Origin of the sequence: Duganella sp. 1224, assembly GCF_013408245.1 — a bacterium.
GTDB lineage: Bacteria > Pseudomonadota > Gammaproteobacteria > Burkholderiales > Burkholderiaceae_D > Rugamonas.
On sequence record NZ_JACBYS010000001.1, the window covers coordinates 2,465,821 to 2,488,093 of the forward strand.

Sequence of the window (22,273 nt, forward strand, 5' to 3'; positions counted from 1 at the left end):
GCAAGGAGGTACACCATGCGTTCCCTTTGCTCGTTATCGCTGGCCGCGCTGCTGCTGGCAGCCCGCATTGTCCACGCCGGCAGCGGCGCCGAAGCCGGCGCCACGCTGCCGCCGGGGTGGACACCCGTGGCGGCATCCGCGCTGCACGGCAACTTCCGCCACGCCGGCCACCAAGACATCACCATGCTGGCGCGAAACGGCGCCGCTTACGGTGTGCTGCTCCTCCCCGGCGACGCCAGCGGCGGCAACGCCAGCGTGGTGCGCACCTTCGGCGCCGGCCCGGCCAATCCGCCGCAGCTGTCCCTGGTTCATCCAGGCAGCTACCGGCCGGCGTGCCACGACGGCGGCTACTGCGCGGCGGTCGACATTGCCACTGACGCCATCGGCCTCTGTCATGGCGAAGCCAGCTGCGAGATCATCTATTTCAAAGACAACACCTTCCACAACCTGACCACCACCGACTGATGACCACACGCCCCCTCCCCCTGCACGCCACCCTCGGCCTGCTGCTGGCCTTTGCCCTGACACCGGCCCGCGCCGGCTGCGAATACACCGAACTGGCCGCGATGCAGGTCAGCTATCCGGGCAACCAGAACCTGCCGGCCATCCAGGGCGAGATCAACGGCAAGCAAGTCAACATGGTGCTCGACACCGGCTCCTACCGCACCTTCATGCTGCGCTCGGAGATGGAGCGCCAGTTTGTGGAGATGCGCCTGCTGCGCCAGACGACCGCCGGCATCGGCGGCAAGGCCGCCACCTTTACGGCCAGGCTGAAGGAAGTGGCGGTCGGCCCGGCCCGCGTGAAGCAGGCCGACTTTGCCGTGCTCGACGCGCTGGAATGGTCCGGTTTCGGCGCGCTGGTCGGCGCCGACTTCCTGACGCAGGCCGACCTGGAACTGGAACTGGCGGACAACCGCATCCGCTTCCTGCGCTTCCACGACTGCGGCGACCACACGCTGGCCTACTGGTCGACCGACGCCGACCGCGTGGCGCTGCAAGCGCGCCCCTACAGCAAGGTGCCGCTGGTGGAAGTGCGCGTCAACGGCCAGTCCATGCTGGCCGCCATCGACACCGGCGCCACCGTCTCGATCCTGGACCAGCGGGCGGCCGAGCGGCTGGGCGTCAAGCCCGACTCTCCCGGCAGCCGGCCAGCCGGCAAGACTGCAGGCGTCGGCGCCGGCAGCCGGCCACTGTGGCGCGCCACCTTCGACAGCTTCGCCATCGGCGAGGAACAGATCCAGCATCCCACCCTGACCGTGGTGGACCGCACCGATGACGCCGGCCTGCCGCGCCAGCTGGACTACGACATGGTGCTGGGCCGCGACTTCCTGAAAACGCACCGCGTCCTGCTGGCCAACAGCCAGCAGCGGGTGTACTTCACTTATCTGGGTGGACGCGTGTTTGCGGAGCCGGACGCGTGATGTGATACATTCGCGGTTCGCCACTTTTCCGCCGCCGTCATGTCTCACCTGAAGTACCTCAGCGCCTACTCCGAACAAACGCAGCAGCAAGTCTCCCAACTGATCGCCAAGGGCCAGTTGGGCGAGGTGCTGCGCAAGCGCTACAGCAAAGCCCACGACCTGCGCACCGACCGCGCGCTGTACCAGTACGTGCAGGAACTGAAGTCGGAATTCCTGCGCAACGCCGAACCGATCAACAAGGTCGAGTACGACAGCAAGATCCACGTGATCAACCACGCGCTGGGACTGCACACCGCGATCTCGCGCGTCCAGGGCGGCAAGCTGAAGGCCAAGCACGAGATCCGCGTGGCCACCATGTTCAAGGAAGTGCCGCTGGAATTCCTGCGCATGATCGCCGTGCATGAGCTGGCGCACATCAAGGAAAAGCAGCACGACAAGGCGTTCTACAAGCTGTGCACGTACATGGAACCGAACTACCACCAGTACGAATTCGACCTGCGCTTGTATCTGACGTCGCTCGACGCCGGCGGCCAGCGCTTGTGGGCCTAAACAGTACCGGTCGGTGAGTCGGTGCACGGGCGGGCGCCGTGCAGCGCTACTTGCGGAACGAGCACCGCAGCCTGCTTTGGCGTACAGTCCGCCTCACGCCGCGCGGCAACCGGATGGCCGATGATGCACATTACGCACCAGTGGCGCCACCACCTGCTCCACCACATCCATGGTGCCCCAGGCGGGACCGTCGGCGCCGTCGCACAGCACCAGTCAGGCCAGCAGCCAGCCGGCCACGCCGCTGGCCAGCACCACCAGCCATGGCGGCACGCGCCAGTGCATCAGCGCCACCAGCGCGATGACCACCATGCCGAAGTCGCGCGGCCGCATCACCGCGCTGGTCCAGACCGGCTGGTACAGGGCCGCCAGCAGCAGGCCGACCACGGCGGCGTTGATGCCGGCCAGCGCCGCGCGGGTGCGCCGCTGGCGGCGCAACTGCTCCCAGAACGGCAAGGCGCCCATCACCAGCATGAACGACGGCGCGAAGATCACCACCAGGCACAGCATGGCGCCGCTCCAGCCGGTCGGCGCGCCGTGGAGGGAGGCGCCGAGGAAGGCGGCGAAACTGGTCAGCGGACCGGGGATCGCTTGCGCGGCGCCGTAGCCGGCCAGGAAGGCGTCGTTGTCGACCCAGCCGGGCGTGACCACGGCGGCCTGTAACAGCGGCAGCACCACGTGGCCGCCGCCGAACACCAGCGCGCCGGCGCGATAGAAGGCGTTGACCAGCGCCAGCGCTTGCGACGGCAGCGCCGCGTGCAGCGCCGGCAGCGCGGCCAGCAAGCCAAAGAAGACGAGCAGCCACACCACGCCGGCGCGCCGCCCGACCGGCACCGCCAGCGGCGCGTACTCGGCCACCGGCGGCGGCTGGAACAGCAGCAGGCCGACCACGCCGGCCAGCGCGATGATGCCAACCTGCGCCAGCGCGGCCGGCAGCATCAGCGCGGCGCACGTGGCCACGGCCATGACGCTGACACGCGGCACGTCGGTGCACAGGTTGCGCGCCATGCCCCACACCGCTTGCGCCACCACCGCCACCGCCACCACCTTGAGGCCGTGCAGTGCGCCGGCCGGCACGGCGGCCGCGTGGTGGGCGATGCCCAGTGCGAACAGCGTCAGCAGCAGCGCCGACGGCAGCGTAAAGCCGGCCCAGGCGGCCAGCGCGCCGGCGTAGCCGCCGCGCATCAGCCCCAGGCCCATGCCGACCTGGCTGCTGGCCGGGCCGGGCAGGAACTGGCATAGCGCCACCAGGTCGGCGTAGGCGCCTTCCCCCAGCCAGCGGCGGCGGTCGACGAACTCGGTGCGGAAATAGGCGAGATGGGCAATCGGGCCGCCGAAGGACGTCAGCCCCAGCCGCAGAAATACCAGGAAGATGTGCCAGGCCGGCGCGCGCTCGGCCATGGATCAGAGGCTGACCAGGCGGCTGAGCAGCGCTTCCGGTTCGCGGTCGGCCTGCATCAGTCCAACGTGCTGCGGGCGGATGAAGCCCTGTTCGCTGGCGTGCTGGATGAAGCCGATCAGGCTGTCGTAAAAGCCATCCACGTTCAGCAGCCCGACCGGCTTGGCGTGGATGCCCAGCTGCGACCAGGTCAGCATTTCGAACAGTTCCTCCAGCGTGCCCATGCCGCCGGGCATGGCGATGAAGCCGTCGGCCAGCTGCGCCATCATGGCCTTGCGCTCGTGCATGTCCTTGACGATGAACTGGCGCGTCAGGCCGGTGTGGCCGACCTCGCGCTCGACCAGCGCGGTGGGAATCACGCCGGTAACCTCGCCGCCCAGCCGCAGCACCTCGTCGGCGATGATGCCCATCAGGCCGACCTTGCCGCCGCCATACACCAGCGACAGGTTGCGCGCCACCAGCGCCCGGCCCAGCGCGCGGGCGGCCTCGGCGTAACGGGGGGACGTGCCGGCGTTGGCGCCGCAGTACACGCAAATCGCTTTATTTAACAACTGAGCCACCGAGTTTTTCCTCTTCCAATGCTTGTTGCGCCGCTTCCTGGTCCAGCCGCTCGGTTGCGTCGCGGACGTTGCAGCAGGCGGCCTGCTCGTACAAATCCCGGGCTTGCGCCAGGCGGTTTTTCTTGTCCAGCATCAGCAGCGCGCGCGCGTACTGGATGCGGGCGATGGCCGAATCCGGATTCAGCTGCATGCCCAGCTCGAACTGGCGGTAGGCCTCTTCCTTGCGGCAGCCGTAGGTCAGGCCGGCCAGCACGGCGCCGGCCTTGTCCAGGATTTCGGCGTGGTAGACGCCCAGCGCGATGTGGGCGTCGGCGCGCTGCGGTTCCAGCTTGATGGCGATGTCCAGGCTGCGCTTGATGCGCGTGCCCAGCCCCTGCGCCAGCGCCTTGACCACCGAGATGCCCTGCGCATACTGGCCGAGCGCGTAGGCGTGCCAGTAGTAGCCGGCCGGATTGCCGGGCTGCTCGAGTTGCTGGCGTTCGCAGCGCTCGGCCACGCATTCAAAGGTCGCCAGGCGCCGCTTGTCGCTCGGTTCCAGGTAGGTGGTGTAGATGCAGATGGCCTTGTGGGCGACCGCGTAGCCGTTGACGCCGACATCCAGCCCCAGCCGCGCGGCGCGCTCGAACTCGCCGGCGTGGAAGGCGATCCACGCCTGCACCAGCGCCGGATGGCTCGGGAACGCTTCGCGGTCGCCGCCGTGCAAGTGCGGCCAGGCCGCCTGCAGCGTTTCCGGCGTGTAGCGAAACGCCGGGTCGGGGTACGGAAAAGCGGTCCACGCCATCAAGGCCTCCTTCAGTTCACTTGAGTTTCTTCAGGTATTCTTCGGACAGTTTCTGGAACAGCAGCGCGGTTTCGTTGCGCAAATACGGGCCGATCTGCGACAGCACCTGGTAGCAGCCGCGCGCCAGCGCGTCGGCCATCGACTGCTGCTCGCTGTACTTGCGCGGATTGCGCACGTACTCGTACGACAGCCAATAGGTTGCCACCACCACCATGTTGGTGGCCATGGCGTCGATGGCGGTGTCCGAGGCCTCCAGCGATTTTTCGCTGCGCAAGTCCTCGCACAGCTGCTTGGCGACCTTGATCTTGTGCGCCAGGATCTGCTTGAAGTGCAGCTCCAGCTTGCGGTTGCGCGACAGCAGGTCGTTGAGGTCGCGGTAGAAGAAGCGGTAGCGCCAGATCAGCTCGAACATCAGGTGCAGGTACAGCCAGACGTCCTCGATATTGGAGCGGCGGCCGTTGGGCACGGTCAGGATGCGCTCGATCTCGGCCTCGAACTGGACGAAGATCGAGTTGACGATGTCGTCCTTGTTACGGAAATGGTAGTACAGGTTCCCCGGCGAGATGTTCATCTCCTCGGCGATCACCGTGGTAGTGATGTTGGGCTCGCCGAACTCGTTGAACAGCCGCAAGGACAGTTCAAGGATGCGTTCACGGGTGCGACGGGGAGCTTTTTGTAGCATAGCAAGGAACCTCTGTTTATTCTCGCGCAAGCATAACACCGATGCACGTCACAGAGGAACACTCACGGCTGCTGTTAGGCGCACATGACGGCCAGATGCCGCCAGATAGCTATTTCGCTTTCTTGGCGGCAGGCTTTTTCGCGGCGGCTTTCTTGGCTGCCGGCTTGGCGGCGGCCGGCTTGTCGGCCTTGGCCGCGCGCTTTTTCGCCGCCGGCTGGCCGCCCAGCGCCGCCACCTGTTGGGTCAGCTCGTCGATGCGCTGCCGCAGGGCGTCGACCTCCTGCCGGGTCGGCACGCCGATCGAGCTCAGCGCGCGCAGCACGCGTTCCTCGAACAGCTGCATCGAGAAGAACTTGCCCTCCTCTTCCTGCGCCTTGGCAAAGGCGGCCAGACCGGCCTGCCAAATTTCCTGCGACGACATGCGTACCGCGTCGGCCAGCTGGTCGTCGCTCTTCTTCAACTTCTTAGCCATTTCCATCCTGTCAGTGCTGTTTGCCGGTATTTTATTCTAAGCCAGCCCGACTAGAGAATGCTTACTAATGGGAGGGCGCGACGTCGGCCAACTTCAGCGCTCAGGCGCGCCGATGTGGTTGTCGAGGAATTCGAGCAGCGTGTCGTAGTACTTCTTCTCGTTGGCCAGGTAGTGCAGGCCATGGCCCTCCTCGGGAAATTGCAGCCACTGCACCGGCTTGCCCTGCGCCTCCAGTGCCTTCTTCATTTTTTCGCCGTGGGCGATCGGCACGCGCCGGTCTTGCTCGCCGTGCATCAGCAGCACCGGCGCCTGGATGCGGGCGGCCTGCTTCAGCGGCGAGACCTGATCGAATTTTTCCTGGTTGACGCGCGCGTCGCCGATGCGCGTCAGCATGAGTTCGCGGGCGACCTTGCTGCCGGCCCTGTCGGAGCTGTCGTGCATCATGAATTCGATGTCGGTCACGCCGGCGAAGCTGACGCCGCAGCGGTACAGCTCCGGCGTCTTCACCAGCCCCCACAAGGCCGCGTAGCCGCCATAGCTGGCGCCGACGATGCAGATGCGCTGCGGATCGGCCACGCCCTGGCGTATCAGCTGCCGCACGCCGGCGCTGACATCGTCCTGCATCGACAAGCCCCACTGCCCGTAGCCGGCCTGCTCGAAGCGCTTGCCAAAGCCGCTGGAGCCGCGGAACTGCGGCTGGAACACGGCATAGCCGCGCGCCGCCAGCAGCTGCACTTCCTCGTTCCAGCCCCAATAGTCGCGCGCGGTCGGGCCGCCGTGGATCAGCACCACCAGCGGCACGCCGTGGGCGCCGTCGGCCGGCCGCGTCAGGAAGGCCGGCACCGTCAGGCCGTCCGCCGCCGGGTACTGCATGATTTCCATCGGCCGCATCGGCACCTCGTCCAGCAGCGGCCGGCGCCGGGTCAGGCGCAGCAGCGCGCCCTTGGGGGTGTCGAGCAAATACCATTCGCCGGGCTCGACATCGCTGTAGGAATACACCATCACCATGCCGCGCGGATTGCCGCTGAGGCGGTTGATGCGGTTCGGCAGCGCCTGGTCCACCACCGTCTTCACGCCGCCCCACGCCGGATTGAACCACACCTCCTCGACGCGCATGCCGCGCGTGGTGACCCGCTCGAAGGCCGAGGGGTCGATGCCGTCCGCGCTGAGGATGTCCTGGGTCGGATGGCCCGCCATCAGCTCGCCGATTTCGCGCCGCGCGGTGTCGTAGCGGAACAAGGCGTAGGTGTCGCGTCCCTGGCGCGACCAGATCGCCAGGGTGTGCGGTTCGTCGGGCGCGAAGGCGGGCGTCCAGTAGTCATCGCCGATGCCGAACTCCGCCAGTTTCTGCCACTCGGCGTCGGCGCTCGGCCGGTACCAGTTGCTGACGGTCGAGACATCGCGCCAGAACGCCGAATTGACCAGCGTCACGGCCAGCAGTTCGCCGCGGCTGTCAAACGCCCAGTTTGTCACCTTGCCGCTGGGGTAGCGCAGCTTCTTGCGCTGCCCGGTGCGGGCGTTGACGCGGGCGATGTCGCCATCCTCGACGTCGGTGTAGACCAGCAACCACGGCGAGTCCGGCTTGCCTGCCTCGGCGCGACCGATGACCTCCTCGCCGAGGTCGGCCACCTTGTTGCCGTCCAGGTCCATCGACTCGGCCTCGATGCCGAAATCGACCGCCAGCAAATCGTTGCCGGCCCAGGTGACGCGGGTGGGCGACTTGGTGAAGCGCCAGTAACCCTCTTCCACCCGCTGGCTCCTGTACAGCACCTTGCTGGCGTGGCTCGCCACGTCGTAGACCTGCAATTCATAGGTGAAACCGTCGAAGAAAATCATGGCGGCGTGGCGGCCGTCCGGCGCCAGGCTGGCGCTCACGGCCCCGAGCGGATTGATGGCCTCGATGACGCTCAACGGCGCGGCCGTCGCAGTGCAGGCCCACGCCCACAGCAGCGCGCAGCGGCAGAAGAAAAATCGCATCTTGCAAGAAATGGAATGTTGGAACAGGGAAATTATAAACTTGACATCTTCCGCTGTCACGCTTTCCCTTGCTATCCCTTCACTCGGCGATGTTGGCCTCTTCCTTGCGCACCGCCAGCGGCCCGTGCGCCTGGGCGTGCAGGCGGAAGCCTTCGCGGATGTTTTCGCGCAAGATCGCGCCCTTCCACGGCTTGGTGTAGAAGCGGTCGATGGCGCCGTGGTTGATGGCGGCCATGATCGGCGTCAGGTCGGCGTAGGCCGACAGCATGATGCGGAAGGTGTCCGGACACAGGTTCTTGACCCGCTCCATGAACTCGGTGCCGCTCATCAGCGGCATGCACTGGTCGCACAGGATCACCTGCACCCGGTGCCGCGCCAGGATGTCGAAGCCCTCGGCGGCGGTCTGCGCGGTCAGGATGCGGTAGCCGTCCTGTGACAGGAAGTCGGTCAGCACGTCCAGCATGAAGGCGTCGTCGTCGACGATCAGCAGGGTCTGCTGGTCGGTCTCGCGCTCGTCGGCCGGCGCCTGCAGCCGCCGCCCCTCGCGCAGCATGGCCTCGAACTCGTCCTCCGGCAGCGGCCGGCTGAAATAGTAGCCCTGCATCTCGTCGCAGTTGTGGCGGTGCAGATAGGCCAGCTGCGCCTCCTTCTCCACGCCCTCGGCCACCACGCTCAGCTTGAGGCTGTGCGCCATGTTGATGATGGCCAGCACGATGGCGGCGTCGTCCGGATTGCTGGTGACCTCGCGCACGAAGGCGATGTCGATCTTCAGCTTGTCGATCGGGAAGCGCTTCAGGTAGGCCAGCGACGAGTAGCCGGTGCCGAAGTCGTCGATGGAAATCTGGATCCCCAGCGCCTTCAGGTTTTGCAGCACGGTAATGGTTTCCTCGGCGTTGGACATCAGCGAGCTCTCGGTCAGCTCCAGCTCCAGCAGCTCGGGCGCGATGTCGTGCTCGCGGATCGCCTTCAGCACCTCCTCCTCCAGTCCGCCAACGAAGAACTGGATGCCGGAGACGTTGACCGACAGCGGCACGGCGCCGGCCTCGGCGCGCTGCCACTGGGCGATCTTGCGGCAGGCCTCGTGGATCACCCAGGTGCCGACCCGCACGATCAGCCCGGTTTCCTCCAGCAGCGGGATGAACAGCGCCGGCGACACCATGCCGTGGCCCGGCCGCCGCCAGCGGATCAGCACCTCGGCGCCGCTGACGCGGCCGCTGCCGATGTGCACCTTGGGCTGGAAGTGCAGCACGAATTCCTCGTTCTCGATGGCCCGGCGCAGCGCGTTTTCCAGGTCCAGCCGCGCCAGCGACTGCGCGTTCATCTCGGCGGTGAAAAAGCGGAAGGCGTCGCGCCCGGCTTCCTTGGCGCGGTACATGGCGGTGTCGGCGTACTGGATCAGCGTGTCCGGCGCGGCGCCGTCGTCCGGGTAGACGGCGATGCCGATGCTGGCCGTGACGGTCACCTCGTGCCCCTTGAGGTCGAACGGCCGGCGCAGCGCGTCGCGGATCTTGTCGACCACCGCCACCGCGTTCTGCGCGCCCTCGGGCAGCATCAGGATGGCGGCAAACTCGTCGCCGCCGAAGCGGCCGATGGTGTCGCGCACCCGCAGGCAGTCGACCAGCCGGCTGGAGAACTGGCGCAGCAGCTCGTCGCCGATGGTGTGGCCGAGCGTGTCGTTGACGTTCTTGAAGCGGTCAACGTCCAGGAACAGCACCGCCAGCGACCACTTGTGCTCGGCCGCCTGGCGCAGCGAGTGCACCAGCGAGTCGTGGAACTGGCTGCGGTTGGGCAGGCCGGTCAGGGTGTCGAAGTGGGCCAGCTTGAGCAGGCGCTGCTCGGCCTCCTTGCGCTCGGTGATGTCGCGCGCCACCGCCACCAGGATCCAGCTCGATCCCGAGCGCAGCGTGCGCCGCTGCACCTCGACCGCCAGCGGCGTGCCGTCCTTGCAGTGCAACAGCAGCTCGGTCATGGCGCCGCTCTGGTCGCCGGCCAGCAGCTTGTCGTACAGTTCTTCCAGCTTGTGCAGCTCGCCTTCCAGCGAGCGGTTGGGACCGACCTGCAGGAAGTCCTCGCGCTCGAAGCCCAGCATGCGGCAGGCGGTGGCGTTGACGTCGACAAAGCACATGCCGGCGCGGTCGACCAGGAAGATGGCGTCGGCGGTGGCGTCCATCGCCAGGCGGAAGCGGCGCAGGTCCTCGTCGAGCCGGATGCGGGCATTCATGTCCAGCGTCAGCTGCGCGTGGTGGCGCTTGATTTCCTCGTACAGCAGCAAGTTCTCGAACGCCACCGCGACCTGCGCCGCCACCGTGGCGGCGACCCGCTCGTCGACCTCGGAGAAGCCGTCGGCGCCCAGCTTGTCGACCAGGTACAGCCAGCCGTGGGTGCGCTCGCGCGAGGCGATCGGCACGCCCAGGAAGGAATGCACCGGCGGATGGGTGGGCGGCAGGCCGATGGTGCCGGGGTCGCCGTTGAGGTCGTTGATGCGGCACGGCAGCCGCTGGTCCAGCAGGCCGCGCAGCACACCGGCGCGCGGGCTCTGGGCGATCTGCCGCAGCGGCATGCCGGCGCCGGCGCTGGCAAAGTAGCTCAGCTCGGTGGCACCCGGCTCCAGCACGCCGATGCAGGCGTATTTCGACACGCCGATGTTCTGCGCCACGCGGCAGCCGATGTCCATCAACGCCTGCGCGTCGCGCTCGGCGCCGAGCTCGATGCCGAGTTCGATCAGCGCGGTCAGCCGCAGGCTCACCGCCTGCAGGCTGGACAGCGAGTGCGACAGCCGCTGCGTCATGTTGGACAGGTTTTCCGGCGAGGCCTCGATGCTGTCGCTGGCCAGCAGCGTCATCAGCTGGCTGCTCGATTCCAGCTCGTCCAGGTACTCGGCCACCTGGTGGTCGATGTCGTGCAGCCGGCCCTCGGCCGGCGGCGCGGGCGCGAAGGCCGGCAGCGGCTCGGCCGGCGTGGCGGCGTCGGCCAGGCCGAGCGCCTCCTGCACCGTCTGCAGGATCACCTCCGGGTCGGACGGCTTGGGCAGCACCCAGCGCACGCCGCACGACTGCGCCACCGCCACCGCCTCGCGCTCGCGGTAGGTGGCGGTGTAGAAAATCACCGGCACGTCGGCCGTCTCGGCGTGCGCGTGCATGCGGGTGACGAACTCGTAGCCGTCCATGTTCGGCATCAGGATGTCCGAGATGACCAGGTCCGGCTTTTCCGCCAGCACCATCTTCAGGCCCTCGGCGCCGTTCGACGCCTCCAGCAGCCGGTGGCCGCCGTAGCTCAGCAGCGTCATCAGGAATTCGCGGTTGAGCACATGATCGTCCACGATCAGGATCGTGGCGGTATCGTTTTTGTTACTCGGGGACGATACTACCCCGCTTAAGAAAGACTCGATCTGCGCCACGAAGGTGTCCGGCTCGATCGGTTTGCCGATGTAGCCGTCGAAGCCGGCCTCGAGCAGGCGTTCGCGGTCGCCGACCATGGCCAGCGCGGTCACCGCCAGCGCCGGGATGTGGCGCACCGCGGGATCGGCCTTGAGCGCGGCCACCACGCCGTAGCCGTCCAGCTTGGGCAGGTGGACGTCGCAGATGATCAGGTCCGGCTGCTCCTTGCGCGCCGCCGCCACGCCGGCCTCGCCGTCGCTGGCCGACAGCGGCTCGTAGCCGAAGGCGTGCAGCAAATACACCATCAACTCCATGTTGGTGGCGTTGTCTTCTATGATCAGGATCCGTGCTGACACGTTTGATCTCCCCTTCCTATTCTTCCAGTGGCAGGGCCAGCGTGAACACGCTGCCCTTGCCGTACTCGCTATCAAACAAAATCTCACCGTGCAGCAGCGCCGCCAGCTTGCGGCTCAGATGCAGGCCCAGGCCGGTGCCCTCGAACTGGCGCAGGGCGTTACCGTCCAGCTGGGAAAACGCCTGGAACAGCGTGCCGCGCTGCTCGTCGCCGATGCCGATGCCGGTGTCGGCCACGCTGATGGTGGCGCACGCGCGCTCGCCCACCACCGACTTCGCCAGCCGCACCAGCACCTTGCCGTTGTTGGTGAACTTGATGGCGTTGTGCACCAGGTTCATCAGGATCTGCTGCACCGCCCGGCGGTCGCCCGCCACCGTCACCTCCTCCGGCGGCAGCTCGAACTCCAGCGCCAGCCCCTTGCTGCGCGCCTGCGACTTGAACGAGTTGAGCACCTCGTCGATCAGTGGCTTGCACGACAGCGGCGCGCGGTCCAGCTCGATCTTGCCCGAATCGATGCGGGTTAGCTCCAGCAAGTCATTGATCAGCGACAGCAACTGGCGGGCGCTGCTTTGCACCATGCGCAGCTGTTTCGCTTGTTCATCATTGATGGGTCCAGGCAATTTCATCAGCATAGTACCCGTAAAACCGATGATCGCGTTCAACGGCGTGCGCAATTCGTGCGACATGCCGGCCAGGAAGCGGTCCTTGGCGGCCACCGCCTTTGCCAGTTCGACATTTTTTTCTTGCAGCGCCAATTCAAATTGTTTACGTTCCGAGATGTCGCGGATGGCGCTCATCACCAGCGTGCCCTCCTCGGTGCCGACCGGGCTGAGGCTGATCTCCACCGGGAACTCGACGCCGTCGCTGCGCAGCCCGTACAGTTCGCGCCCGCGCCCCATTGGCCGCACCAGCGGCTGCGCGGCAAAGCCGGCGCGGTAGTGCAGGTGGGCGCTGCGGTAACGCGCCGGCATCAGGTTTTCCAGCACCATGCCGCGCAGCGCGTGGCGTGGATAGCCAAACAGCGCCTCGGCCTGGCCGTTGGCCAGCACGATGCGGCCGGCGGCGTTGGCGATGATGATGGCGTCCGGCATCGACTCCAGGATGCCATCGTAGCGCGCCTCGAGCAGCTTGGCGTCGCGCAGCACCTTCAGCGCGGTGACGTCTTTTTTACTCCACAAAATGTAGTCGGGACGGCTGCCGTCGCCGGGGATCAGCTTGTATGAGCTGTCGACGTAGATCAGCGTGCCATCCTTGGCCTGGCGCATCGATTCGTAGCTGCCCTGGTCGCGCGCCAGCGTCTGCCGCGCCGGACCGGCAGCGTCGCCGGGCGGCACGATCAACGCGTCGAGTTGGCGGCCCACCGCCTCCTCGCTCGTATAACCGAACACGGCCTGGGCGCCGTTGGTCCAGCACGCCACTTCGCCGCCGGTGGTGGTGACCACCACGGCGTCGGGCGTCTGCTGCAGTATCAGGGTGCCGAAATCGGTCGTCATCGCCTCGCCTTAGTCTTGCCATGCGTATAGGACTCACCATACAGCAAGGCGGCAGCAACATCCTCACACAAAATCACGTGGGGGTGGCGGCGCTGATCTCTTGTAGTACACAACGCAGGATGCGCGGGTGGCGTCCCAGCGCCACGTGGCCTATGGCGCCGAACACCAGATTGCGGGCGCCCGGCAGCGCGCTGGAATCCTGCGGCGCGATGATGTTGTCATGGACAGAGTAAATGGAACTGAACAACTTCCGTTGCGTATTTGCCTCAGATGCGGCCAGCGCGTCCAGCCACGCGCTGGCGCGCCGCATTTGCGCGGCGTTGCTGCCGGGGCCGAACGAGGCCAGTGCGGTGCCGTGATGCGGCGTGCCGAGCGTGACCACGCGCGCGATCGGCGCGTCCGGATGGCGGCGCAGATAAGCGCGCGCCACCAGGCCGCCCATGCTGTGCGCCAGGATGATGACTTGCGCGCTGCCAGTCTCGCGTTGCAACCGTTCCACCGCCGCCCGCACCTGCGGCACGAAGTCGTCGATTGAGGCGCCCGGCGGTTCGAGGTCGATGCCGTAATGGCTGATGCGCGCCTGCTTCAGTAGCTTGCTCATTGGTATCCAGTAACCGCTGTTGCAGGCGTAGCCGTGGATCAGCAGCACCGGCAGGCCCTGCTGCTGATCGCGCGGCTGCAGCTGCAGGCCGATCGGCCGCAGCATGTAGTACGACGAGGTCAGCATCGACGCGTGGAATTCGTGCCAGAACAGATTGGCCGCGCTCAGCAGGTTGAGCGCGTGGCCGGGCGGCGTGGCGCTGCCGGCGCGCCAGCTCAGGTAAAAGTTGTTGGCCGAGATCAGCAGCCGCACCAGCAGCACCGCCAGCAGGCCGCCGGCCAGGTAGAACAGCGCCGTGGCCGGCGCGCTCAGGCGCGCTTCCCACGCCGGGCGCCACCAGTAGTAAAGACCGGTCGCCAGCAGCCCCATGCAGGCGGCTTGCAGCACCAGCAGCAGTATCAGCAGTCGTTTGATCATGACCGCATGATACCAAGATCAGGCGGCCGTGGGTCGCGCCGCCGGGCGCCCGCCCAGTTCCTGCGCCAGGCCGCTGGCCAGCCGCGCAACGATGCCGTAGATCGACAGCTGCGGATTGGCGCCGATCGCGGTCGGGAACAGCGAGCCGTCGTGTACTGACAGGTTCGTCAGGCCGTGATAGCGGCCGCGCGCGCTGGTCACGCCCAGCCGGTCGTCGTCGGCCATGCCGCAGCCGCCCATCACGTGCGCCGACACCACCCGCGTTTGCAGCGGCTTCAGCGGCAGCGCGTTGATGGCGGCGCGCGCCTGCGCCCAGCTGCCGTAGGCTGCGGCGCGCTCGTGCACCGGCGTCACGCTGCGCGCGCCGGCGGCAAACTGGATCTCTGCCATGCTCAGCAGCGCGCGCCGCACGCCGTCCCACAGCGCCGCGCTGAACGGATAGTCGAGCACCGGCGCGCCATGCGCCAAGGCCACGCTGCCGCCCGGCGCCTCCGGGTGAAAACCGTCGCGCAGCAGCGCCAGCAAGGCATGCACGTGCGGGAACTGCTGCATCATGCGCGCGTGCTGCGCGCCGAAGCCGGCCATCGTGGTCGAGAACAGCAGCGGATGCAGCGGCGGCGCCTCCAGCTTGTAGCCGATCGGGCCGTCGATGCGCCCGGTGTGCAGGAAGTGGTCCGAGTACACCGTCTGCGGCGCGCCGACGTAGCCGTCCACGCGCTGCGCGAAGACGGCGGCCGAGATCACGGTCGGATGCAGAAAGGTGCGCTTGCCCAGCAGGCCGTGCGGATCGGGCGCGGTCGAGCGCAGCAGCAGCGCCGGCGTGTTGATGGCGCCGCCGGCCAGCACGAAGTGGCGCGCGCGCAGCGTCAGGCGCTGGCCGTTCGGGCTCAGCCCGTCCTCGGCCAGCGCCACGCAGGCCAGCTCGGTCACGCGGTCGTTGCGGATCACCAGCCGCTCGGCGCGCACGCGCGTCAGCAGCCGCGCGCCGTGCCGCAGGGCCGACGGAATCGTCGTCACCAGCATCGACTGCTTGGCGTTGGTCGGGCAGCCCATGCCGCAGTAGCCGAGGTTCCAGCAGCCGTTGACGTTGCGCCGTATCAGCGCGGTGGGAATGCCGAGCGCGGCGGCGCCACGGCGCAGCAGGTCGTTGTTCTCGTTGGGCGGCGTCGGCCAGTCGCTGATGTGCAGGCGCTGTTCCATCATGCCGAACCATGGCGCCAGCGCTTCCGGCGTGTAGTCGCTCAAGCCGAAATGCTGATTCCAGTAGCGCAGCGTACTGTCCGGCGTGCGGAAGCTGCTGGTCCAGTTGACGGTGGTGCTGCCGCCGACGGTGCGGCCCTGCAGGATGGTGATGCTCTTGTCGCGGGTCTTGCGCGCGGCCGATTCCTGGTACAGCGACGGGTAGGCCTCGGCCTCGCGCATCTTGAAATCGCGCGACGACTTCAGCGCGCCCTCCTCCACGATGATGACCTTCAGGCCGGACAGCGCCAGGATCTCGGCGCTGACGCCGCCGCCGGCGCCGCTGCCGACGATGACCACGTCCGCCTCCAGCGTCTGGTCGGCGCTCAGCCGCGCGCCGTCGCTGACCTGCCAGCCGGCCGCCAGGCCGGCCGCGATCGGATCGGGAATGAGGCTCATGCCAGCAGCTCCTTCACCGGTCCCGGATAGCCGATCGATGGCCAGGTCGATGGATCGGCGTACCAGGCGCCGATGATCAGGTCGTGCAGCGCATGGTAGGCCACCTGCGGCGTTTGCAGGCTGTGCGTGCGCCAGTGGTCGAGAAAGGCCGCCACCTGGCGCGGATCGGCCTGCTCCCAGCCGCCGGCGACGCCGGCCAGCAGCCGCCGCACCGGCCCCAGCGCCAGCAGGCCGAACAGGTCCTGCACCTCTTGCTGCGTCGCCAGCGGCAGCCCGCGCACGGCGTCGCGCACGCGCTGGCTGGCAGCGCGCAGCGCGTCGGCGCGGGCCGCGTCCGCGGCTGGCAGCACCGGCCCCAGCATGACCGGGATGATGGCGTGCAGCACCGCCAGGGCCGGGCCGTCAAGGGCGAAGCGGTGCGGCGAAGCGGCCGGGTTGGCCAGGCGATAGAGGGCGCCGCCGGCTGCGAGCGTACACGCGCCGGCCACGCCGATCTTCAGGAAAGATCTGCGGGATGATTGCATTGTCTCCGTCCATTTTTATGGTTTTTTGCAGTGTAAGCGAAAGCGCCTGCGCGCTTGCCGGCAAAAAATAGAGGAGCGCGTCTAAGTTGCCACCACCGCCGGCAGATAGCCGTCGCAGAATTCCTGCGGCATGCGGCGCGCGCGGCCGCTGCTGATCTCGATGCACACCAGCTGCCAGCGGCCACGCAGCACGGTGGCGCCGTCGCTGGCGCGCAGCAACTGAAAGCGGCGTTCCATGTTGAGCTTGCCGTCGGTGCTGTACAGCCAGGTGCCGAGGACCAGCTGCTCGCCGGCGGCGGTCGGCAGCAGATAGTCGTATTCGGAGCGGCGGATCGCCATCGCCCGGTCGAGCCGGCGGTAGTCGGCCAGGCACAGGCCCAGCGCCTCCGAGTGCGCCCAGCCGGCTTTTTCGCACCACTGCACGTAGACGGCGTTGTTGGTGTGGTCCAGCCCGTCGATGTCGGCGGCCGCGGGCGACAGTGCCAGGGTGAACGGCTGCGGATGGTCCCAGTTCATGGCCCGTCCTTGCCGGCGCGGCCGTGCATGTGGCGGGCGATGCCGCGCAGGATGTTGACCTCCTCCTTCTCCAGCTGGGCGCGCGCGAACAGGCGCTTCAGGCGCGGCATCAGCTTGCGCGGGTTGCTGGCGTCGAGGAAGCCGATCGCCACCAGCGCCTGCTCCAGGTGCGCGTACATGCCCTCGATCTGCTCGATGCTGGCGGCCTCGCCGTGAAAGCCGACCTCGCTGGCGTCACCGACCGGCAGGCGCGGCGTGTGGATCACGCCGGCCCCCTCCAGCACCGCCATGCGGCACTCGTAGGCCAGCACCTGGGCCGCCTGCGACAGGTTCAGCGACGAATACTCGGGATTGGCGGGAATGTTGATCAACACATTACATTTTTCCACCAGCTCGTTGGGCAGGCCGAAGCGCTCATTGCCGAAGATCAGCGCCGCGCGCAGCTCCGGCTGCGCCACCAGCTGCCCGGCGATCTGGCGCGGCGACAGCACCGGCGGCGAAAACTCGCGCAGCCGGGCCGACACGGCGGCGGCGAAATTGATCCCCTCCAGCGCCTCGGCCATGCTGCCGACCACGCGCGCGCCGGCCAGGATGTCCTGGGCGCCGCTGGCGAAGGCCACCGCCTCGGGGTCCTGCAGCGCCTGCTCGAAACGCGGCGTCACCAGCACCAGGTCGCTGTAGCCCATGGTCTTCATGGCCCGCGCCACCGCCCCGATATTGCCGGCGCGGCTGGTCTCCACCAGAATAAATCGCAGATGTTTGAAAAGATGGGTGTTGATTTGGGGCTGGTTCATTTAAAATAGCGGAATTGCGCGGTTTCAAGACATGAGGATTTTACCTTGTCGGAGCCGCCCCGCTCTTTGTCATTTTGTCTCCTGTCGTGCCGCCGGGCTGGAAATCCCCCGGTGGGCGTTAGCATTTTTATTACGGAATAGCCCATGCAATCTCCCATGATTAACACGGCCGTGAAGGCCGCCCGCCGCGCCGCCGCCGTCATCAACCGCGCTTCCTTCGACCTCGATCGCCTGATCGTCACCGAAAAGAACAACAAGGACTTCGTCACCGACGTCGACCAGGCCGCCGAGCAAGCCATCATCGAAGTGCTGTCGAAAGCCTACCCGGACCACGCGTTCCTGGGCGAGGAATCCGGCGCCTCCGCCAACGCCCACGACGAGGCAGAATACACCTGGATCATCGACCCGATCGATGGCACCACCAACTTCATGCATGGCTTCCCGCAGTACTGCATCTCGATCGCCCTGTCGCACCGCGGCGTGATCACCCAGGCCATCATCTACGACCCGGTCCACAACGACCTGTTCACCGCCACCAAGGGCGCCGGCGCCTACCTCAACGAAAAGCGCATCCGCGTGGGCAAGCTGGACCGCCTGAACAATGCGCTGGTGGCCACCGGCTACCAGACCGGCAACCCGAAAGCGCTGCACCAGTACCTGGAGATGTACGGCATCATGGCCGAGCGCACCCAGGGCGTGCGCCGCGCCGGCAGCGCCGCGCTGGACCTGGCCTACGTGGCCTGCGGCCGCCTCGACGGCTTCTACGAAAAAGGCCTGAAGCCGTGGGACATCGCCGCCGGCGCGCTGCTGGTGACCGAGGCGGGCGGCATTGTCGCCGAGTTCAACGGCGAGTCGGATTACCTGTACAAGGGCGACATCATCGCCGGCAGCCCGAAGGTGTTTGGCCAGATGCTGGGCCTGCTGACGCCGTTCGCTTAAGCCAGTCAGACAATTTGTTACAAAATTAAGGGCGCCACGGCGCCCTTTTTCTTTCCTTCGCGCAACAATAATTGGGCCAAGCTGTTATACTGAAAGCTGCGGCCTGGCCCAGTCCCGGCGCCGCACACTCCAAGAACAATCGATTGCCTGCGACTGGCGCCCTTGGCGGCGACAGGCGGATCATAACAAAAAGTTAATATGTCCTTTTCCTCCCTCGGTTTGTCCGACGCGCTGATGCGCGCAGTTGCCGACACCGGCTACACCACGCCCACCCCGATCCAGCAGCAGGCCATCCCGGCCGTGCTGAACGGCGGCGACCTGCTGGCGGGCGCACAAACCGGCACCGGCAAGACGGCCGGCTTCACGCTGCCGCTGCTGCACCGGCTGTCGACCGACGCGGTCGGCGCCAAGCTGACCAGCAATACCTCGCCGCGCGCGATCCGCGCGCTGATCCTGACCCCGACCCGCGAACTGGCGGCGCAGGTCGAGGAAAGCGTGCGCACCTACGGCAAGTACACCAGGCTGAACTCGGCCGTGATCTTTGGCGGCGTCGGCATCAACCCGCAGATCAAGCAGCTCAAGCACGGCGTCGACATCCTGGTGGCCACGCCGGGCCGCCTGCTGGACCACATGGACCAGGGCACGGTCGACCTGTCGAAGATCGAGATCCTGGTGCTGGACGAAGCCGACCGCATGCTCGACATGGGCTTCATCCGCGACATCCGCAAGGTGCTGGCCGGCCTGCCGCCGAAGCGCCAGAACCTGCTGTTCTCGGCCACCTTCTCGGACGAGATCAAGGCGCTGGCAGATGGCCTGCTGAACAAGCCGGCCACCATCGAGGTGGCGCGCCGCAATTCGACCTCGGAAATCATCGCGCAGAAGATCCACCCGGTCGACCGCGACAAGAAGCACCCGATGCTGGCCCACCTGATCAAGTCCAACAACTGGAGCCAGGTGCTGGTGTTCACCCGCACTAAGCACGGCGCCAACAAGCTGGTCGAGCAGCTGGACAAGGATGGCATCAAGGCCATGGCCATCCACGGCAACAAGAGCCAGTCGGCGCGCACCAAGGCGCTGTCCGAGTTCAAGGACAACAAGCTGCAGGTGCTGGTGGCCACCGACATCGCCGCGCGCGGCATCGACATCGACCAGCTGCCGCACGTGGTCAACTACGATTTGCCGAATGTGCCGGAGGATTATGTGCACCGCATCGGCCGCACCGGCCGCGCCGGCGCCACCGGCGAAGCGGTGTCGCTGGTGTGCGTGGACGAGCACGAGATGCTGAAGGATATCGAGAAGCTGATCAAGCAGACCTTGCCGCGCGACGTGATTCCGGGCTTTGAGCCGGATCCGACCGCGCGTCCGCAGCCGATCCAGCTGCGCAGCGGCGGACCGGGGCATCGCAATGGCGCGGGCCGTCCCGGCGGGGCGCCGCGCAAGCCGGGCAATGGCGGCGGCAACGGCGGCGGCAAGCCGCGTCCGGCCGGCGGCGGTAATGGCGGTGGCGGCGCGCCACGCGCCGCCGCGCAACACCGCTCCGGCGGCCGCGGCCGCTAAGCGCCCCCCCCAGCAGCAAGGGGTCAGACCCCGTACGGGGTCTGACCCCGGCAGTTCGCCGTGCGGGGTGAACGAACGCCGCCCCACCGGCATTTGGGCTAGGATAGCAACTTCGTCAACGCGCACCCCGCTATCCCATGCCCAAGTTCGCCGCCAACTTGTCGATGCTGTTCACCGACGCGCCGTTTCTCGACCGCTTCGCCCTCGCCCGCCAGGCTGGCTTTGACGCGGTCGAATGCCTCTTTCCCTATTCTTACGACGTCGCGCAGATCGCCGACCAGCTGCACCGCCATCAACTGGCGCTGGTGCTGTTCAACCTGCCGGCCGGCGACTGGGCCGCCGGCGACCGCGGCATGGCCTGCGATCCGCGCCGCGTCCACGAGTTCCGCGACGGCGTCGCCAGCGCGCTGGCGTATGCCACCGCCCTCGGCGTCCCCCGGCTGCACTGCATGGCCGGCAAGCTGCCCGCCGACATCGCGCCCGACCTGGCCCGCGCCACCTACCTCGACAACCTGCGCTACGCCGCCCGCCAGCTGCGGCCGGCCGGCATCGACGTGCTGATCGAACCGATCAACCACTACGACATGCCCGGCTACCTGCTCAAGCACAGCAGCCAGGCCTTGCAGATCATCGCCGAGGCCGGCGAGCCCAACCTGTTCCTGCAGTACGACATCTACCACATGCAGCGCATGGAGGGCGAGCTGTCCAACACCATCGCCGCCAGCCTGCCGCTCATCCGCCACATGCAGGCGGCCGACACGCCCGGCCGCCACGAGCCCGGCACCGGCGAGATCAATTACCGCCACCTGTTCGCCTTCATCGACCAGCTCGGCTACGACGGCTGGATCGGCTGCGAGTACCTGCCGGCCGGCGACACCATCGCCGGCTTGGCCTGGCGGCAGGCGCTGGCCACATAGTCTGCGCCCGCGCAACACGGAGAGAGCCACCACCGGCAACAATCGTCCCACCAACCGCGGAGTGCCCATGAAACTGTCCCGTTTGTTCCTGATCCTGGGGATGCTGGCCATCCTCACCGGCTGCGCCAGCAGCACGCCGCGCATGGCGGACGTGCGCACCTTCGCCGCCGAGTCGCCCAAGCTGGGCGCCTACCATGAACTCACCGAGCGCTACCGCAATACCTACCAGCGCGAGCAGCCCTTCCTGTCGCCCGAGGCCGACGCCCGCGAGCGCGCGCTGGATGCCCAGCGCCAGCAGGCCTGCGACGATTTCGTCAAGTTGCAGTACGGTCTGCAGGCCTACATGCAAACGCTGGGCAAGCTGGCCGGCGACAACCGCTACGACCTGGAGGACCAGATCAAGGCGGTCAGCGGCGGCATCAAGGAATGGCCCGATTCCGGCCTGGAGCCGCGCCACGTCAACGCCTTCGCCGGCCTGACGCGGCTGGTCGCGCGCGGCATCACCGCGCCGCTGCAGGAAAACGCCGTCAACGACATCCTGCGCGATGGCCAGCAGCCGGTGCAGGAGGTACTGGACGCCATGCGCACGCTGTTGCGCCTGTACGATAAAAGCAGCGACAACGAGCAGAAAATCGTCATCGGCATGCTGGAGTCGGAGCTCCCCTTCCTCGATCCCAAACGCGACCGCCTGCTGCTGGCGCTCGCCAAGTCGCGGCAGCAGGAGAAGCAGGCCGAGTACCGCCTGATCGGCCTGCGCTTTACGCTGGCGCGCAACAACCTGGACGCCATCGAGCGGCAGCACCGCGCGCTGGTCGCGCAGATCCCGAGCAAACCGTAAGGAGTGGCCATGGCAAACCCTACTCAGCAAGCCCAGATCGAGGCGCTGGCCGATCATCTGTCGGCCAGTGCCGACGCGTTGCACCGGCGCCTGATGCGCGCGCTGCGCCAGCCGGCCGCGGACGGCGCCCTGCCCGGCATCACGCAGGCGACGGCGCAGGCGCTGTTCGATGACGAGGTGGCGCTGCGCCAGCGCGCCAATAGCCTCTATTTGCAGGCAGCGCTGCTGGCGGCCGCCGGCCTCGGTCCGCAGCAGCAGCAACTGCTGGACCTGACCGCGCGCGCGCAGGACAAGATCGACCGCATCGACCGCCTGAAGGACCTGGTCGACCTGGCCGCCGAGCTGCTGACGCTGGGCGCGGCGGTGGCCACCGGCAAGCCGGACCAGGTGCTGAAGCCGCTGGAAAAACTCAAGCAGCACATCGAAGCGCTGTAGAACGATTCGCCGGCTTCCGGGTCCAAGCCGTAAG

General features: G+C 67.3%; 21 protein-coding genes. 8 read left to right on the forward strand and 13 right to left on the reverse strand.

The features are described from left to right. Positions 1 to 15 precede the first annotated feature (15 nt). From FHW58_RS10990 to FHW58_RS11000, 3 genes are read left to right on the forward strand one after another with little or no spacing between them, the layout of a single operon-like run. Complete coding sequence (locus FHW58_RS10990; RefSeq protein ID WP_179673033.1) at positions 16 to 465, forward strand: hypothetical protein; 450 nt, start codon at positions 16 to 18, stop codon at positions 463 to 465. Continuing rightward, the gene (locus FHW58_RS10995; RefSeq protein WP_179673034.1) at positions 465 to 1,421 is read left to right on the forward strand and encodes a retroviral-like aspartic protease family protein; all 957 of its coding nucleotides are present in this window, start codon (positions 465 to 467) and stop codon (positions 1,419 to 1,421) included. Before FHW58_RS10990 ends, FHW58_RS10995 begins: the two co-directional genes overlap by 1 nt. Positions 1,422 to 1,460: 39 nt before the next feature. Next, positions 1,461 to 1,970 (forward strand): M48 family metallopeptidase, encoded by a 510-nt coding sequence (locus FHW58_RS11000; RefSeq protein ID WP_179673035.1) that lies wholly within the window; start codon positions 1,461 to 1,463, stop codon positions 1,968 to 1,970. A gap of 213 nt (positions 1,971 to 2,183) precedes the next feature. Here the strand turns inward: FHW58_RS11000 and chrA are convergent, their stop codons facing one another. The 13 genes from chrA to FHW58_RS11065 all read right to left on the reverse strand — a co-directional run bounded on the left by chrA (position 2,184) and on the right by FHW58_RS11065 (position 17,553). Further along, entirely contained in the window at positions 2,184 to 3,368 is a 1,185-nt protein-coding gene (gene chrA / locus FHW58_RS11005) for a chromate efflux transporter (protein WP_179673036.1), read from the reverse strand. A gap of 3 nt (positions 3,369 to 3,371) precedes the next feature. Next, entirely contained in the window at positions 3,372 to 3,926 is a 555-nt protein-coding gene (locus tag FHW58_RS11010; protein ID WP_373996654.1) for a TIGR00730 family Rossman fold protein, read from the reverse strand. After that, positions 3,907 to 4,707: a hypothetical protein gene (locus FHW58_RS11015; RefSeq protein ID WP_179673037.1), complete on the reverse strand. Its 801-nt coding sequence runs from the start codon at positions 4,705 to 4,707 to the stop codon at positions 3,907 to 3,909. Before FHW58_RS11015 ends, FHW58_RS11010 begins: the two co-directional genes overlap by 20 nt. Positions 4,708 to 4,723: 16 nt before the next feature. Beyond that, a complete protein-coding gene (locus FHW58_RS11020; protein ID WP_090192246.1) occupies positions 4,724 to 5,389 on the reverse strand; it encodes a TetR/AcrR family transcriptional regulator in 666 nt (221 codons plus the stop codon). A gap of 109 nt (positions 5,390 to 5,498) precedes the next feature. Beyond that, positions 5,499 to 5,861 carry a phasin family protein gene (locus FHW58_RS11025; RefSeq protein ID WP_179673038.1) on the reverse strand — a complete coding sequence of 121 codons (363 nt, stop codon included), beginning with the start codon at positions 5,859 to 5,861 and terminating at the stop codon, positions 5,499 to 5,501. A 93-nt stretch (positions 5,862 to 5,954) separates the two neighbouring features. Continuing rightward, on the reverse strand, positions 5,955 to 7,838 hold the full coding sequence (locus FHW58_RS11030) for a S9 family peptidase (RefSeq protein WP_179673039.1): 1,884 nt from the start codon (positions 7,836 to 7,838) through the stop codon (positions 5,955 to 5,957). Between the two features lie 79 nt (positions 7,839 to 7,917). Beyond that, complete coding sequence (locus FHW58_RS11035) at positions 7,918 to 11,571, reverse strand: EAL domain-containing protein (RefSeq protein ID WP_179673040.1); 3,654 nt, start codon at positions 11,569 to 11,571, stop codon at positions 7,918 to 7,920. Between the two features lie 16 nt (positions 11,572 to 11,587). Next, positions 11,588 to 13,063, reverse strand: a complete 1,476-nt coding sequence (locus tag FHW58_RS11040; RefSeq protein WP_179673041.1) for a PAS domain-containing sensor histidine kinase — start codon at positions 13,061 to 13,063, stop codon at positions 11,588 to 11,590. 73 nt (positions 13,064 to 13,136) lie between these two features. Beyond that, on the reverse strand, positions 13,137 to 14,081 hold the full coding sequence (locus FHW58_RS11045) for a triacylglycerol lipase (protein ID WP_179673042.1): 945 nt from the start codon (positions 14,079 to 14,081) through the stop codon (positions 13,137 to 13,139). Positions 14,082 to 14,099: 18 nt separating this feature from the next. Next, a complete protein-coding gene (locus tag FHW58_RS11050; protein WP_179673043.1) occupies positions 14,100 to 15,719 on the reverse strand; it encodes a GMC family oxidoreductase in 1,620 nt (539 codons plus the stop codon). After that, a complete protein-coding gene (locus tag FHW58_RS11055) occupies positions 15,716 to 16,243 on the reverse strand; it encodes a hypothetical protein (RefSeq protein WP_179673044.1) in 528 nt (175 codons plus the stop codon). The genes FHW58_RS11050 and FHW58_RS11055 overlap by 4 nt, the downstream gene beginning before the upstream one ends. Positions 16,244 to 16,324: 81 nt before the next feature. Beyond that, positions 16,325 to 16,759, reverse strand: a complete 435-nt coding sequence (locus FHW58_RS11060; protein ID WP_179673045.1) for a thioesterase family protein — start codon at positions 16,757 to 16,759, stop codon at positions 16,325 to 16,327. Further along, positions 16,756 to 17,553: an RNA methyltransferase gene (locus tag FHW58_RS11065; RefSeq protein WP_179673046.1), complete on the reverse strand. Its 798-nt coding sequence runs from the start codon at positions 17,551 to 17,553 to the stop codon at positions 16,756 to 16,758. The genes FHW58_RS11060 and FHW58_RS11065 overlap by 4 nt, the downstream gene beginning before the upstream one ends. A gap of 156 nt (positions 17,554 to 17,709) precedes the next feature. Between FHW58_RS11065 and FHW58_RS11070 the strand changes: the two genes are divergently transcribed. The 5 genes from FHW58_RS11070 (at position 17,710) to FHW58_RS11090 (ending at position 22,239) form a co-directional block, all read left to right on the forward strand. Further along, entirely contained in the window at positions 17,710 to 18,492 is a 783-nt protein-coding gene (locus tag FHW58_RS11070) for an inositol monophosphatase family protein (RefSeq protein ID WP_179673383.1), read from the forward strand. 198 nt (positions 18,493 to 18,690) lie between these two features. Then, on the forward strand, positions 18,691 to 20,049 hold the full coding sequence (locus FHW58_RS11075) for a DEAD/DEAH box helicase (RefSeq protein WP_179673047.1): 1,359 nt from the start codon (positions 18,691 to 18,693) through the stop codon (positions 20,047 to 20,049). A gap of 137 nt (positions 20,050 to 20,186) precedes the next feature. Beyond that, complete coding sequence (gene hyi / locus FHW58_RS11080; RefSeq protein ID WP_179673048.1) at positions 20,187 to 20,966, forward strand: hydroxypyruvate isomerase; 780 nt, start codon at positions 20,187 to 20,189, stop codon at positions 20,964 to 20,966. Between the two features lie 67 nt (positions 20,967 to 21,033). After that, the gene (locus tag FHW58_RS11085) at positions 21,034 to 21,804 is read left to right on the forward strand and encodes a hypothetical protein (RefSeq protein ID WP_179673049.1); all 771 of its coding nucleotides are present in this window, start codon (positions 21,034 to 21,036) and stop codon (positions 21,802 to 21,804) included. 9 nt (positions 21,805 to 21,813) lie between these two features. After that, entirely contained in the window at positions 21,814 to 22,239 is a 426-nt protein-coding gene (locus tag FHW58_RS11090) for a hypothetical protein (RefSeq protein ID WP_179673050.1), read from the forward strand. Positions 22,240 to 22,273: the final 34 nt, after the last annotated feature.

Bases quoted from the DNA above. Each gene is read 5' to 3' on its own strand.
- chrA (WP_179673036.1), bottom strand. From the start codon at position 3,368: ATGGCCGAGCGCGCGCCGGCCTGGCACATCTTCCTGGTATTTCTGCGG.
- FHW58_RS11090 (WP_179673050.1), top strand. From the start codon at position 21,814: ATGGCAAACCCTACTCAGCAAGCCCAGATCGAGGCGCTGGCCGATCAT.
- FHW58_RS11045 (WP_179673042.1), bottom strand. From the start codon at position 14,081: ATGATCAAACGACTGCTGATACTGCTGCTGGTGCTGCAAGCCGCCTGC.
- FHW58_RS11085 (WP_179673049.1), top strand. From the start codon at position 21,034: ATGAAACTGTCCCGTTTGTTCCTGATCCTGGGGATGCTGGCCATCCTC.
- FHW58_RS11025 (WP_179673038.1), bottom strand. From the start codon at position 5,861: ATGGCTAAGAAGTTGAAGAAGAGCGACGACCAGCTGGCCGACGCGGTA.
- FHW58_RS11015 (WP_179673037.1), bottom strand. From the start codon at position 4,707: ATGGCGTGGACCGCTTTTCCGTACCCCGACCCGGCGTTTCGCTACACG.
- FHW58_RS10990 (WP_179673033.1), top strand. From the start codon at position 16: ATGCGTTCCCTTTGCTCGTTATCGCTGGCCGCGCTGCTGCTGGCAGCC.
- FHW58_RS11065 (WP_179673046.1), bottom strand. From the start codon at position 17,553: ATGAACCAGCCCCAAATCAACACCCATCTTTTCAAACATCTGCGATTT.
- FHW58_RS11020 (WP_090192246.1), bottom strand. From the start codon at position 5,389: ATGCTACAAAAAGCTCCCCGTCGCACCCGTGAACGCATCCTTGAACTG.
- FHW58_RS11070 (WP_179673383.1), top strand. From the start codon at position 17,710: ATGATTAACACGGCCGTGAAGGCCGCCCGCCGCGCCGCCGCCGTCATC.
- FHW58_RS11060 (WP_179673045.1), bottom strand. From the start codon at position 16,759: ATGAACTGGGACCATCCGCAGCCGTTCACCCTGGCACTGTCGCCCGCG.
- FHW58_RS11050 (WP_179673043.1), bottom strand. From the start codon at position 15,719: ATGAGCCTCATTCCCGATCCGATCGCGGCCGGCCTGGCGGCCGGCTGG.
- FHW58_RS10995 (WP_179673034.1), top strand. From the start codon at position 465: ATGACCACACGCCCCCTCCCCCTGCACGCCACCCTCGGCCTGCTGCTG.
- FHW58_RS11075 (WP_179673047.1), top strand. From the start codon at position 18,691: ATGTCCTTTTCCTCCCTCGGTTTGTCCGACGCGCTGATGCGCGCAGTT.
- FHW58_RS11040 (WP_179673041.1), bottom strand. From the start codon at position 13,063: ATGACGACCGATTTCGGCACCCTGATACTGCAGCAGACGCCCGACGCC.
- FHW58_RS11055 (WP_179673044.1), bottom strand. From the start codon at position 16,243: ATGCAATCATCCCGCAGATCTTTCCTGAAGATCGGCGTGGCCGGCGCG.
- FHW58_RS11030 (WP_179673039.1), bottom strand. From the start codon at position 7,838: ATGCGATTTTTCTTCTGCCGCTGCGCGCTGCTGTGGGCGTGGGCCTGC.
- FHW58_RS11000 (WP_179673035.1), top strand. From the start codon at position 1,461: ATGTCTCACCTGAAGTACCTCAGCGCCTACTCCGAACAAACGCAGCAG.
- hyi (WP_179673048.1), top strand. From the start codon at position 20,187: ATGCCCAAGTTCGCCGCCAACTTGTCGATGCTGTTCACCGACGCGCCG.